Raw genomic sequence first — 13091 nt, 5'->3', positions numbered from 1 at the left:
ACGCCCGGTAACATTCCGAACCCGGAAGCTAAGCCCTCCAGCGCCGATGGTACTGCACTCGGGAGGGTGTGGGAGAGTAGGACACCGCCGGACAATCTTTCCAGTCAGGGTCACCCGATTTTCGGGTGACCCTGACTGCGTTTCCGGCGCGGGAATCGCCGGCCGCCGGACCCGCCGTGAACGGTGTCCCGCAGCCTCTGGTCAGCGGCTCTGAATACCCTCGCGCAGCTGCCGGAACAGCACGGCCGAATCGTCGACCGGACGGCCCGCGAACATCGCCATCACCACGCTGCCGTGGTCGGCCCAGCCGCAGACCGCGAAGTCGCCGCCGTCGCCGCTGGTCGAACCGCACTTCATCACCCCGCCCAGGCGGCCGGCGTCCACCTCGTGCAGCCCGCTCACCTTGCCGGTCTCGTCGGCCATCAGCCCGAAGAGGGTGTCCAGGTCCCGCTCCGGCTGCCAGAGCAACGTGGTGCCGCCGAACATGAGCACCGCCCGCTTGGCGTCGGCCGGGTCGCTGTAGACGGTGCCGAAGCTCCGGTCCAGGTCGATGTCGGCGGCGAAGCCGTTGCGGAGGTAGTCCGCGGTGGTGCGGGCGCCCTCGCTGTCGTCTCGGGTCAGCCCGGCGACCTTCGCCGGCGTATCCAGCGTGGTGTCCTTCTGGGCCAGCACCCGCCAGCCGCCGACGCCGAGCGCCCCCAGGCCGGCCAACCCGACGGCCAGCGCCGCGCCCAGCACGATCCGGCGCCGACGCGAGGCGGGATGCCGTTCGGGCTCCATCGCCGGATCCCGGCGGCTCAGCTGGATCGGCTCGTCGGTCAGGTCGACCGGCTCGGACCCGTCGTCCACCGGGCGCTCGGTGAGATGTGCGTCGGACATGTCCGCCACCGTACGCGAACAAGAGGTGGCGCACGTCAGGTCTCCAGAAGCGCTCCGTAGACTTTCAGGGTGACCGAGAGACTGGATGCCCGACGCCCCGACGCCCCCACCCTTGCCGGCCAGTACCAGCCCGGCGAGGTAGAGCAGCGACGGTACGAGCAGTGGGTAGCCGCCGGCCACTTCCGGGCGTCGGCGGAGAGCGACAAGCCTCCCTTCACCATCGTCATCCCGCCGCCGAACGTCACCGGCTCGCTGCACATGGGCCACGCGTTCGAGCACACGCTGATGGACGCCCTCACCCGCCGCAAGAAGATGCAGGGCTTCGAGGCGCTCTGGCTGCCCGGCATGGACCACGCCGGCATCGCCACCCAGAACCTGGTCGAGCGGCAGCTCGCCACGCAGGGCCTGTCCCGCCACGACCTGGGCCGGGAGAAGTTCGTCGAGCGGGTCTGGCAGTGGAAGGCGGAGTCCGGCGGCGCCATCCTGGGCCAGATGCGCCGGCTCGGCGACGCGGTCGACTGGGACCGCGAGCGCTTCACCATGGACGCGGGCCTGTCCCGGGCCGTGCAGACCATGTTCAAGAAGCTCTTCGACGCCGGGCTGATCTACCGGGCGAACCGGATCATCAACTGGTGCCCGCGCTGCCTCACCGCGCTGTCCGACATCGAGGTGGAGCACACCGACGACGAGGGTGAGCTGATCTCGATCCGCTACAGCGACGAGGTCGTGGTGGCCACCACCCGGGCGGAGACCATGCTCGGCGACACCGCGGTCGCGGTGCACCCGGAGGACGAGCGCTACCGGCACCTGATCGGCACCACGGTGGCGCTGCCGCTCACCGACCGGCGGATCCCGATCGTCGCCGACGAGCACGTCGACCCCAGCTTCGGCACCGGCATGGTCAAGGTGACCCCGGCGCACGACCCGAACGACTTCGAGATCGGGCAGCGGCACGACCTGCCGGCGCTGACGATCATGGACGAGCGGGGCATCATCACCGCGCCGGGCCCGTTCCAGGGGCTCGACCGGTACGAGGCCCGCCCGGCAATCGTCGCCGCGCTGCGTGAGCAGGGGCTGATCGTGGCCGAGAAGCGGCCGTACCTGCACGCGGTGGGGCACTGCTCGCGGTGCAAGACCACGGTCGAGCCGCGGCTGTCGCTGCAGTGGTTCGTCAACACCGCCCCGCTGGCCAAGGCCGCCGGCGACGCGGTCCGCGACGGCCGGGTGCGGATCGAGCCGGCCGAGCTGGCCAAGCGTTACTTCGCCTGGGTCGACAACATGCACGACTGGTGCATCTCCCGGCAGCTCTGGTGGGGCCACCGCATCCCCGTCTGGTACGGCCCGGACGGCGAGATCGTCTGTGTCGGCCCCGACGAGGAGCCCCCGACCGGCGAGGGCTGGCGGCAGGACGAGGACGTCCTGGACACCTGGTTCTCCAGCGGCCTGTGGCCGTTCTCCACCCTCGGCTGGCCGGAGCAGACCCCCGACCTGGCGAAGTTCTATCCGACCAGCGTGCTGGTCACCGGGTACGACATCCTCTTCTTCTGGGTCGCCCGGATGATGATGTTCGGCCTGTACGCGATGGACGGCGTGCAGCCCTTCGACGTCGTCGCGCTGCACGGCATGGTCCGCGACGAGCACGGCAAGAAGATGTCCAAGTCGTTCGGGAACGTGGTCGACCCGCTGGACTGGATCGACCGGTTCGGCGCCGACGCCACCCGGTTCACCCTGGCCCGGGGCGCCAATCCGGGTCAGGACGTGCCGGTCAGCGAGGAGTGGTGCCAGGGCTCCCGCAACTTCTGCAACAAGCTCTGGAACGCCACTCGGTTCGCACTGCTGAACGGCGCACACACCGAGGGGCCGCTGCCGGCGGCGAGCGAGCTGTCGACGGTCGACCGGTGGATCCTGTCCCGCCTGGCGCACGTGACCGCCGAGGTGGACGAGCAGTTCGAGGCGTACGAGTTCGCCAAGGTGTGCGACCTGCTCTATCACTTCGCCTGGGACGACGTCTGCGACTGGTACGTGGAGCTCAGCAAGCCGGTGCTCGCCGAGGGCGGGGCGGCGGCCGACGCGACCCGCCGCGTGCTCGGGCACGTGCTGGACCAGCTGCTGCGCCTGCTGCACCCGGTGATCCCGTTCGTCACCGACGAGCTGTGGAGCGCGCTGACCGGCAGGGAGACGGTGCTCATCGCGACCTGGCCGGTGGCCGACCGTACCGGAGTCGACGACGCCGCGGAGAGCGAGGTCGGCACCCTGCAGCGGGTGGTGACCGAGATCCGGCGGTTCCGCTCCGACCAGGGGCTGCGCTCGACGCAGCGGGTGGCGGCCCGGCTCGACGGCCTCGGGCCGGCGGGCCTCGCCGCGCACGAGCCGCTGATCCGGTCGCTGGTGCGGCTGGACGCGCCCGGCGACGATTTCCAGGCCAGCGCCACCCTCGCCATGCCCGGCGAGGTGAGTGTCGCGCTGGACACCCGGGGCTCGATCGACGTGGCCGCCGAGCGGGCGCGGCTCACCAAGGACCGGGCGGCCGCCGAGAAGGAGGTCGCCCAGGCGCGGGCGAAGCTGGACAACCCGGCGTTCGTCGGCAAGGCGCCCGAGCCCGTGGTCGCCAAGATCCGTGAGCGGCTCGCGGTGGCCGAGGCGGACCTGGTCCGGATCGACGCCGCGCTGGAGGCGCTTCCCTCGTGACCGACCGTACCGAATTCGCCGCGGTGGAAGCCGCGCTCGGCGAGCGCGGCTTCACCCGCATGCACTTCGAGCTGGAGAAGATCGAGAGCCTGCTCGACCTGCTCGGCAGCCCGCAGCGGGCGTACCCGTCGATCCACCTGACGGGCACGAACGGCAAGACCTCGACGGCCCGGATGATCGACTCGCTGCTGCGGGCGTTCGGGCTGCACACCGGCCGCTACACCAGCCCGCACCTGGAGACCGTCCGGGAGCGGATCAGCCTGGACGGGGAGCCGGTCAGCGAGGAGCGGTTCGTCGCCACGTACCGGGAGGTGGCGCCGCTGGCCGAGCTGGTCGACCAGCGCTCCGCCGAGCCGCTGACCTACTTCGACATGACCACGGCGCTGGCGTTCGCCACGTTCGCCGACGCGCCGGTCGACGTCGCGGTGGTGGAGGTGGGGCTCGGCGGCGCCGAGGACGCGACCAACGTGATCCAGGCCGGGGTCGCGGTGATCACCCCGATCGGGCTGGACCACACCGAGTGGCTCGGCGACACCGTCGAGGACATCGCGCTGCACAAGGCGGGCATCATCCACAAGGGGGCCACCGTGATCGCGGCGGCGCAGGAGGAGGAGGCCGCCCGGCCGATCCTGGAGCGCTGCGCCGAGGTCGGCGCGACCGTCGCCCGCGAGGGCGCCGAGTTCGGCGTGCTCCGCCGGGCGGTGGCGGTCGGCGGCCAGGTGCTCACCATCCAGGGCCTCGGCGGGGTGTACGAGGAGATCTTCATCCCGCTGCACGGCGCGCACCAGGCACAGAACGCGGCCGTGGCGCTCGCCGCGGTCGAGGCGTTCCTCGGCGCGGGCGCCAAGCGGCAGCTCGACATCGAGGCCGTCCGGGAGGGCTTCGCCTCGGCCACCTCGCCGGGACGGTTGGAGAAGGTGCGTACCGCCCCGACGATCCTGCTCGACGGCGCGCACAACCCGCACGGGATGGCCGCCACGGTCACCGCCCTGCAGGAGGAGTTCGCGTTCAGCAAGCTGGTCGGCGTGCTCGCCGTGCTCGGCGACAAGGACGCGGCCAGCCTGCTGGAACTGCTGGAGCCGGTGCTCGACTCGATCGTGGTCACCCGCAACAGCTCGCCCCGGGCCATGCCCGCCGATGCGTTGGCCGCGCTGGCCCGGGAGGTCTTCGGACCGGACCGGGTGCAGGTCGCCGAGGAGATGCCGGACGCCATCGAGGCGGCCGTCGCCGAGGCCGAGTCCGACGTACCGGGCGAGCTGGCCGGGGTCGGCGTGCTGATCACGGGATCGGTGGTGACCGTGGCCGACGCCCGCCGGCTGCTCAAGCGATGACCGGCCCGGTGGAGGAGCGCCCCGGCGCCGAGGACCACCCGGCCACGCCTGCCACGTCCTCGCCCGGTGGTCCGGGCGACGGCGAGCCGGGCCCGGGGGAGCGGCGGTCCGGGTTGCGGAACCCGGACAAGGCTGTCCGCGGGCTCGGCGCGGGGACGCTGGCGCTGGAGGCGTTGGTGCTGCTGCTGGCCATCCAGCCGATCCGGGTGGTCGGCGGGCACCTCAGCGGCACCGCGGTCGGGGTGATCGTGGCGCTGGCGGTGGCCTGCGTGGTGCTGGCCGGACAGATGAAACGGTCGTGGGCCTGGCCCGCCGGGACCGTGCTCCAGGGGTTGCTGATGCTGTCCGGGCTGCTGCACTGGTCGCTGCTCGTGCTGGGGGTCATCTTCGCCCTGGTCTGGGCGTACGCCCTGCACGTGCGGCGGGTCGTCCTCGGCTGAGCGCCCCGGCCGGGCCCCGTTCGGCGCGGCTCAGGCGTCGGCGAGGGTGCGCCACTGGGTGAGGGCGACGCCGTGGCCGTCCGGGTCACGGAAGGCCGCCGCCCACACCTCCAGCTTCGTGCCCCGGTTGACCACCCGCGGGGCGTACGTGAAGCGCACGCCGGACCCGCGCAGCCGCTCGTACGCGGCCTGGATGTCGTCGACCTCCAGATTGACGTGGACCAGCCGGCGGCTGATCGGCGCGGCCCCGCTCACCTGGCGCAGCACCAGGCGGGTCGCCCCGGAGGAGAGGATGGCGTTGCCGGTGCCGCGGTCGAACTCCTCGAAGCCGAGGCGTCGGTAGAAGTCCAGCGACCGGTCCAGGTCGGTGACGAGCAGGGTGATCCCGACCCCGCTGATCGGGGTGGCCAGCTCCGCCGGCTCGTCCCCGGCCGGGCCGAAGATGGCCTCGTCCAGCTCCTCCGGGGTGGGCGGCGCCTCGGCGGCCGGTTCGTCCAGCGGGACGTCGATCGGGTCGACCGGCCCGGTGTCGAACCGCTCATCGGCGGGCGTGCGCGGGGCCGGGGTGGCCCGGCGGGGCAGCGGGCCGGCCGCCGGCTCGACCAGCTGGCCCTCCAGCACCACCGGGCCGCCCGGGCGCTGGTGCACCACCACCGGCTCGCGCGGCTCCGGCGCCGTGACGTCGTCGACCGGGTCCGGCGCGGGCGGGAAGTCGTCCCGGAAGTCCTCCTCCGGGCGGTCCGCCCACGGCGGGGCCTCCTGCGCGATCAGCACCTCGTCGACCGGGTCGGGACCGGCGTACTCGGGCGGGAGGTCGGCGACCGCGGCGGCCGTCTCGGCGTGGGTGGGCACCTCGTCCCACAGCACGCGGACGTGTCGCTGGTCGTCGAGGGCGACCCGGACCGGCAGGGCCTGGCCCAGGGAGGGCCACTTGGCGACCGGGACCCGCGGCTCGATGATCTTCTTGGACCGGGGCGGCAGCCCGGGCGCGTCGATCACCAGCTGGAGCTCGCAGCGGCCGAACGCGTACTGGGTGGGCGGCTCGGAGGCGCTGTGCACGTGGCCCAGGCCGACCACCCAGGTGCGCCCGCCACCACGTACGGTGGCCAGGGCGATCGCCAGCACGAGCAGCGCGATGCCGAGCGCCACGATCGCCCAGCTCGTCATGCCCAGCCCGAACAGCACGATGAAGGTCGCCACGGTGCCCAGCACCGCGCCGATCAGCTTGCGCACCGGCGCGATGGGTCGGTTCCCGCCATTCGCCACAGTGGACCTCCCGGGGTCTAGGGCCAGGCTAGGCCGTGTCGGCGACCGGGGGAAAGAGCGGCCGCCGCGTCGGCGCCGGGACCGGGTCGCTACGCTGACCGTACCCAGCCCGACCCGCTTCCGCGCACAGGAGGAACCCAGCGTGTCCAGCAGCAGCCCGGACGAGCGCACGCTCGTACTGATCAAGCCGGACGCGGTGCGCCGCGGCCTGGTGGGCGAGATCCTCGGCCGTTTCGAGCGCAAGGGCCTGCGGATCGACGCGTTGGTCTCCCGGACGATGGACGGCGACTTCGCCGACCAGCACTACGCCGAGCACGTGGACAAGCCGTTCTACCCGCCGCTGAAGACGTTCATGACCGGTGGTCCGCTGGTGGCCCTGGTGCTCTCCGGTGACCAGGTGATCGATGTGGTGCGCGGGATGATCGGTAGTACGGACGGCCGCAAGGCCGCCGCCGGCACCATCCGCGGCGACTTCTCCCTCTCCAACCGGGAGAACCTGGTGCACGCCTCCGACTCGGTCGACAGTGCCAAGCGGGAGATCGCCCTCTGGTTCCCCGAGCTGGGCTGACGTCCTCGCCGACGGCCCTCGTCCCCCGCTGGGACGGGGGCCGTCGCGCGTGTTCAGCCGGGGACGCGGGTCAGCTTGTCGGGGTTGCCGACCAGGTAGACGCCGGTGATCCGGCCGTCGGCGGCGGCCACCGCGAGGGTGTAGCGGGTCCCGGCCGGCCAGCGCAGCAGCAGCGCCGGCGCGCCGTTCAGCTCGGCCGGCGTCGTCCGGATGCCGGGGCGGCGATCGTGGGCGTAGATGCCGGCGAAGAAGCGGGCGATCCGGTTTGCGCCGTGGACCGGGTTGCGCGCCGCGCGGACCCGGCCGCCACCGTCGGACCAGGCGGTGGCGTCGGCGGCGACGAGGTCGGTCAGCCGGGCCAGGTGGCCGTCGCGCGCCGCGGCGAGGAACGCCTCCAGCAGCCGCCGCTGCTCGGCCGGGCCCGCGGTGAACCGGCGCCGGTCGTCGGCGATCCGCGCCACGGCCCGGTGGTGCAGTTGCCGGCAGTCCGCCGCCGACCGGCCGAGCAGGTCGGCGATCTCGGCGTACGGCAGGGCGAACGCGGTGTGCAGCACGTACACCGCCCGCTCCGGCGGGGTGAGCCGCTCCAGCAGGTGCAGCAGCGCGGTGGAGAGGGTGTCCCGCAGTTCGACGGTGTCCAGCGGCCCGAACGGCGACGGTGCGGTCGGCACCGGCTCGGGCAGCCACGGACCGACGTACGTCTCCCGGGCCGCCTGCCGGGCGCGTAGCCGGTCCAGCGCCAGCCGGGTCACCACCCGGGACAGGTAGCGGCGCGGCTCGGCGACCGACTCCCGGTCGACGTCCAGCCAGCGCAGGTACGTCTCCTGGAGCACGTCCTCGGCGTCGTGCAGGCTGCCGAGCAGCCGGTACGCCAACCCGAGCAGCATCGGCCGGTGCGCGGTGAGCGCACCGGCCGCCTCCGCCGCCCCGGTCGTGGTCACACCTCGAGCGGGGGTTCGTTCCGGGTGCTCACCGAGATTCGGTTCCACACGTTGATTGTGGCGATCGCGACGAGCAGGTCGGCCAGTTCCTTCTCCGACCAGACCTTCGCGGCGGCGTCCCACACGTCGTCCGGCACGCCGTGCTCGCCGAGCCGGGTGACCGCGTCGGTCAGCGCCAGCGCGGTCCGCTCCCGCTCGTCGAAGAACGGCGCGTCCCGCCACGCGGCGACCGCGAACAGCCGCCGGCTGGACTCGCCGGCGGCGAGCGCGTCCCGGCTGTGCATGTCGACGCAGTACGCGCAGCCGTTGAGCATCGACGCCCGCAGCTTCACCAGCTCCAGCACGGTGTGGTCCAGGTTCTCCCGGACGTACTTCTCCAGTCCGAGCACCGCCTGGTACGCCCCCGGCGCCACCGCTGCCATGTTGATCCGACTCATCCCGGCCTCCTCGTGTCGTCGGTACGCCTACCCGACGGATCCGGCCCCGGCCGGCGTGACGATGCGGCCCTGTGACGCTGCTCATGCGAGCTGCGCCGGGCCCGCTGACCCTCGTCGATCATGAGGTTGGCGGCCTCGGCGGCCTCCCGCTCCACCTCGCCGGCATCCCGGCTGGCCTCCGGCGGTGACGGTCTCGGGATCCGCCGCCAACCTCATGATCAAGGGGGGTGGGGTGATACTCGGGGGCGGAGCGGCCGTGGGGTCGAGTACGCTTGTCGGGACACAGGCGACGACCCGGCCATCACCGGCGAGCCTCCGGAAGAACGGCCGGGTGACCGGCCCAGTAGAACCGGACGGGACCGGCCCGTCACAGCCGGCCAACGAGCGGGCGGTCGCACCTTGACCGCCAAGCGGGGTGGTACCGCGGGCCTTGCCCGGCACGCCGGTGACGGCGTACCGGAAGGGTTCGTCCTCGCAGACCACACGACGAGTGAGCTGCTGAGGAGAGCGACCCCCGATGGCCTATCCGTTGCACGACCCGACCGCCGCCGGTGTCCCGGCGAGCCCGGACCTGCCCGCGGTGGAGCGCCGGGTCCTGGAGCACTGGACGGCCGACAAGACCTTCGAGGCCTCCGTCGAGGCAAGGCCGGCCTCCGGCCGGCAATCGGAAACGGCGGCGGGCTCCGCTGGCGGCGGCGGAGCCGCCGACAACGAGTACGTCTTCTACGACGGCCCGCCGTTCGCCAACGGCCTGCCGCACTACGGCCACCTCTTCACCGGCTACGTCAAGGACGTGGTGCCGCGCTACCAGACCATGCGCGGCCGCCGGGTGGAGCGGCGCTTCGGCTGGGACTGCCACGGCCTCCCGGCCGAGGTGGTGGCCGAGAAGCAGCTCGGCATCACCAGCAAGGCCGAGATCCTCGACCTGGGCGTGGCCCGGTTCAACGAGGCGTGCCGCACCTCGGTGCTGGAGTTCACCCAGGACTGGGAGCGGTACGTCACCCGGCAGGCCCGCTGGGTGGACTTCGCCAACGACTACAAGACGCTCGACCTGGACTACATGGAGAGCGTCATGTGGGCCTTCAAGACCCTGCACGACAAGGGTCTGGTCTACGAGGGCTTCCGGGTGCTGGCGTACTGCTGGCGGTGCGAGACGCCGCTGTCGAACACCGAGACCCGGATGGACGACGTCTACAAGGACCGGCACGACCCGACCGTGTCGGTGTGGTTCGAGCTGACCCCGGACGAGGGCGCGCCGGAGCTGCTGCGCGGCCCGGTCCGGGTGGGCGTCTGGACCACCACGCCGTGGACCCTCCCGTCGAACCTGGCGCTCGCCGTCGGCCCCGACATCGAGTACGCGGTGCTGGAGCGCGACGGCGCCCGGTACCTCGTCGGCGCCGCCCGGCTCGGCGCGTACGCCAAGGAGCTGGAGGGGTACGCGCAGGTCGGCACGGTGTCCGGCCGCGATCTGGTCGGGCGCCGCTACGTGCCGCTCTACGACTTCCTGGTCGAGCAGGCCGGGCCGAACGCGTACCAGGTGCTCGGCGCGGAGTTCGTCACGACCGAGGACGGTACCGGTATCGTCCACCTGGCCCCGGCCTTCGGTGAGGACGACCAGAACGTCTGCAATGCGGCCGGCATCCCGACCATCGTCACCGTGGACGACCACACCCGGTTCACCGCGCTGGTCCCGCCGTACCAGGGCGAGCAGGTCTTCGACGTGAACAAGTCGGTGATCCGGGAGCTGAAGGAACGGGGGGTGCTGCTCCGGCAGGACACGTACACCCACTCGTACCCGCACTGCTGGCGCTGCGACACCCCGCTGGTCTACAAGGCGGTGTCGTCCTGGTTCGTGGCGGTGACCCAGTTCAAGGACCGGATGGTCGAGCTCAACCAGCAGATCAACTGGACGCCGGGGCACATCAAGGACGGCTCGTTCGGCAAGTGGCTGGCCAACGCCCGCGACTGGTCGATCAGCCGGAACCGGTTCTGGGGCTCGCCGATCCCGGTGTGGAAGTCCGACGACCCGAACTACCCGCGGGTGGACGTGTACGGCTCGCTGGCCGACCTCGAGCGGGACTTCGGCGTACGCCTGACCGACCTGCACCGGCCGGCGGTGGACGACCTGGTCCGCCCCAACCCGGACGACCCTACGGGTGCGTCGATGATGCGCCGGGTGCCGGAGGTGCTGGACTGCTGGTTCGAGTCCGGCTCGATGCCGTTCGCCCAGGTGCACTACCCGTTCGAGAACCGCGAGTGGTTCGAGCACCACTACCCGGGCGACTTCATCGTGGAATACATCGGGCAGACCCGCGGCTGGTTCTACACCATGCACGTGCTGGCCACCGCGCTGTTCGACCGGCCGGCGTTCCGCAACTGCCTCAGCCACGGCATCCTGCTCGGCTCGGACGGGCGCAAGATGTCCAAGAGCCTGCGCAACTACCCGGACGTGTACCACGTCTTCGACTCGTACGGGTCGGACGCGATGCGCTGGATGCTGATGTCCTCGCCGGTGCTGCGCGGCGGCGACATGTCGGTCACCGAGGCGGGCATCCGGGACGCGGTACGCCAGGTGCTGCTGCCGTTGTGGAACGTCTGGTACTTCTTCTCGCTCTACGCGAACGCGGAGGGCTACCAGGCGAAGCGGCGGGTGGATTCCACCCACCTGCTCGACCGGTACGTGCTGGCGAAGACGAACGAGCTGGTGTCGACGGTCCAGACGCAGATGGACACGTACGACATCTCCGGCGCCTGCGCCACCGTCCGGTCCTACCTGGACGCGCTGACCAACTGGTACGTGCGTCGCTCTCGGGACCGGTTCTGGTCGGGTGACGCGGAGGCGTTCGACACGCTGTGGACGGTGCTGGAGACGCTCTGCCGGGTGGTGGCGCCGCTGGCGCCGCTGACCGCGGAGGAGATCTGGCGCGGCCTCACCGGCGAGCGGTCGGTGCACCTGACCGACTGGCCGGCGGCGGCCGAGTTCCCGGCCGACCACGAGCTGGTGACCGCGATGGACGCCACCCGGGCGGTCGCCTCGGCGACGCTGTCGCTGCGCAAGGCCAAGGGGCTGCGGGTGCGGCTGCCGCTGTCGAAGCTGACCGTGGCCTCGTCGCGGGCGGACCAGTTGCGCCCCTTCGCCGACCTGGTCGCCGACGAGGTGAACGTCAAGCAGGTGCAGTTCACCGACGAGGTGTCCGCGTACTGCCAGCAGGTGCTGACGGTGGTGCCCCGGGCGCTCGGCCCGCGGGTCGGCAAGGCGGTCCAGCAGGTGATCAAGGCGGTCAAGGCGGGGGAGTGGGAACTGGTCGACGGCGCCCCGGTCGCCGCCGGGGTAACCCTCGCCGAGGGCGAGTACGAGCTGCGCCTGGTCGCCGCCGACGCCGAGCACTCCGCGCCGCTGCCCGGCGGCGAGGGCGTGGTCGTGCTGGACACCGAGGTCACCCCGGAGTTGGCCGCCGAGGGGCTGGCCCGGGACGTGGTCCGGGTCGTCCAGCAGGCTCGCCGGGACGCCGACCTGGACGTCTCGGACCGGATCGTGGTGGCGCTGTCGGCGTCCGAGGAGGTGCGCGCGGCGGTGTCCGCGTTCACCGACTTCGTGGCCCGGGAGGTGCTGGCCGACACGGTCGACTTCGCCGAGGGGATCGAGGGCTTCGCCGGCGAGGTCGGCGAGGGTGAGCGGGTGACGGTCGCCGTGCGGCGGGTATGACCTGCTGAGGGTGGTGGTCCGGCGGGCTGAGATCCGGCGGGCCACCACCCGGGCGGCCGGCCACCCGAGAGGGCCGGCATGGGGCCGTCCGCTACCGTGACACCGCCTGTCCCGTACGACCGCCGGAGGACCCGTGCCCCTGCTCTACACCATCGGCAAGCTCGCCGTGGCGCCCACGATCCGGTTGGCCTTCCGTCCAACCGTCGAAGGGCTGGAGCACATCCCGGCGACCGGTGGCGCCATCTTCGCGGGCAACCACCTGTCGGTCGCCGACGAGCTGCTCCTCGGCACGGTGGTGCCGCGGCACCTGGCCTTCTGGGCGAAGTCGGAGTACTTCAAGGGCACCGGCGTGAAGGGTGCGTTCTCCAAGTTCGTGCTCACCGGGCTGGGCGCCATCCCGGTGGAGCGGGCCGGCGGCCGAGCGGCGCTGTCGGCGTTCGACGCCGCCATCCCGGTGCTCAAGGCCGGTGACCTGGTCGCCGTCTACCCGGAGGGGACCCGCTCTCCGGACGGGCGGCTCTACCGGGGCCGCACCGGCGCCGCCCGGCTGGCGGTGGCGGCCGGCGTGCCGATCATCCCGGTCGGCGTGACCGGCACCGACAAGGCGCAGCCCATCGGCACGCGGGTGCCCCGGCCCGGCCGGGCCGAGATCGCCATCCGGTTCGGCAAGCCGCTGGACGTCACCGGCCGGTCGGACGACCGGACCTCGCTGCGCGCGATCACCGACGAGCTGATGAGCGAGATCCAGAAGCTCACCGGCCAGGAGTACGTGCCCCGCTACGCCCCGCCCCGCGCCCAGCCGGCGGTCAGCGGCGAGCCGCCGACCGCCTGAGCC

10 protein-coding genes and 1 rRNA gene are annotated in these 13091 nt (G+C 72.4%); 7 read left to right on the top strand and 4 right to left on the bottom strand.

Going from position 1 to position 13091, the window contains the following annotated elements:
* Nucleotides 1-93 (top strand): 5S ribosomal RNA (gene rrf / locus ACGF4F_RS33130); the annotation flags it as partial.
* Nucleotides 94-201: 108 nt separating this feature from the next.
* Here the strand turns inward: rrf and ACGF4F_RS33125 are convergent.
* Nucleotides 202-879, bottom strand: coding sequence for a hypothetical protein (locus ACGF4F_RS33125; RefSeq protein ID WP_393083830.1), 678 nt, complete (start codon nucleotides 877-879; stop codon nucleotides 202-204).
* 69 nt (nucleotides 880-948) lie between these two features.
* On the opposite strand from ACGF4F_RS33125, the gene ACGF4F_RS33120 reads away from it, so the two are divergent.
* Genes ACGF4F_RS33120 through ACGF4F_RS33110 form a run of 3 tightly spaced genes read left to right on the top strand, consistent with a single transcriptional unit; the run spans nucleotide 949 to nucleotide 5338 of the window.
* Nucleotides 949-3567: a valine--tRNA ligase gene (locus ACGF4F_RS33120; protein WP_393083827.1), complete on the top strand. Its 2619-nt coding sequence runs from the start codon at nucleotides 949-951 to the stop codon at nucleotides 3565-3567.
* Entirely contained in the window at nucleotides 3564-4898 is a 1335-nt protein-coding gene (locus ACGF4F_RS33115; RefSeq protein WP_393083824.1) for a bifunctional folylpolyglutamate synthase/dihydrofolate synthase, read from the top strand. Before ACGF4F_RS33120 ends, ACGF4F_RS33115 begins: the two co-directional genes overlap by 4 nt.
* Entirely contained in the window at nucleotides 4895-5338 is a 444-nt protein-coding gene (locus tag ACGF4F_RS33110; protein ID WP_393083821.1) for a DUF4233 domain-containing protein, read from the top strand. The genes ACGF4F_RS33115 and ACGF4F_RS33110 overlap by 4 nt, the downstream gene beginning before the upstream one ends.
* 30 nt (nucleotides 5339-5368) lie before the next feature.
* Here the strand turns inward: ACGF4F_RS33110 and ACGF4F_RS33105 are convergent, their stop codons facing one another.
* Nucleotides 5369-6604, bottom strand: a complete 1236-nt coding sequence (locus ACGF4F_RS33105) for a VOC family protein (RefSeq protein WP_393083818.1) — start codon at nucleotides 6602-6604, stop codon at nucleotides 5369-5371.
* A gap of 142 nt (nucleotides 6605-6746) precedes the next feature.
* On the opposite strand from ACGF4F_RS33105, the gene ndk reads away from it, so the two are divergent.
* The gene (gene ndk / locus ACGF4F_RS33100) at nucleotides 6747-7172 is read left to right on the top strand and encodes a nucleoside-diphosphate kinase (RefSeq protein WP_393083815.1); all 426 of its coding nucleotides are present in this window, start codon (nucleotides 6747-6749) and stop codon (nucleotides 7170-7172) included.
* A gap of 53 nt (nucleotides 7173-7225) precedes the next feature.
* Here the strand turns inward: ndk and sigJ are convergent, their stop codons facing one another.
* The gene (sigJ, locus tag ACGF4F_RS33095) at nucleotides 7226-8113 is read right to left on the bottom strand and encodes an RNA polymerase sigma factor SigJ (protein ID WP_393083812.1); all 888 of its coding nucleotides are present in this window, start codon (nucleotides 8111-8113) and stop codon (nucleotides 7226-7228) included.
* Nucleotides 8110-8550: a carboxymuconolactone decarboxylase family protein gene (locus ACGF4F_RS33090; protein WP_393083809.1), complete on the bottom strand. Its 441-nt coding sequence runs from the start codon at nucleotides 8548-8550 to the stop codon at nucleotides 8110-8112. The genes sigJ and ACGF4F_RS33090 overlap by 4 nt, the downstream gene beginning before the upstream one ends.
* 517 nt (nucleotides 8551-9067) lie before the next feature.
* Here ACGF4F_RS33090 and ileS point away from each other — a divergent pair.
* Nucleotides 9068-12256 (top strand): isoleucine--tRNA ligase, encoded by a 3189-nt coding sequence (gene ileS / locus ACGF4F_RS33085; RefSeq protein ID WP_393083806.1) that lies wholly within the window; start codon nucleotides 9068-9070, stop codon nucleotides 12254-12256.
* 133 nt (nucleotides 12257-12389) lie between these two features.
* Nucleotides 12390-13088 (top strand): lysophospholipid acyltransferase family protein, encoded by a 699-nt coding sequence (locus ACGF4F_RS33080; RefSeq protein ID WP_357444006.1) that lies wholly within the window; start codon nucleotides 12390-12392, stop codon nucleotides 13086-13088.
* The last annotated feature ends 3 nt before the right edge of the window (nucleotides 13089-13091 follow it).

The sequence above is a fragment of the Micromonospora sp. NPDC047740 genome (assembly GCF_043204735.1).
GTDB lineage: Bacteria > Actinomycetota > Actinomycetes > Mycobacteriales > Micromonosporaceae > Micromonospora.
This window is presented reverse-complemented; position numbering and strand designations above follow the sequence as displayed.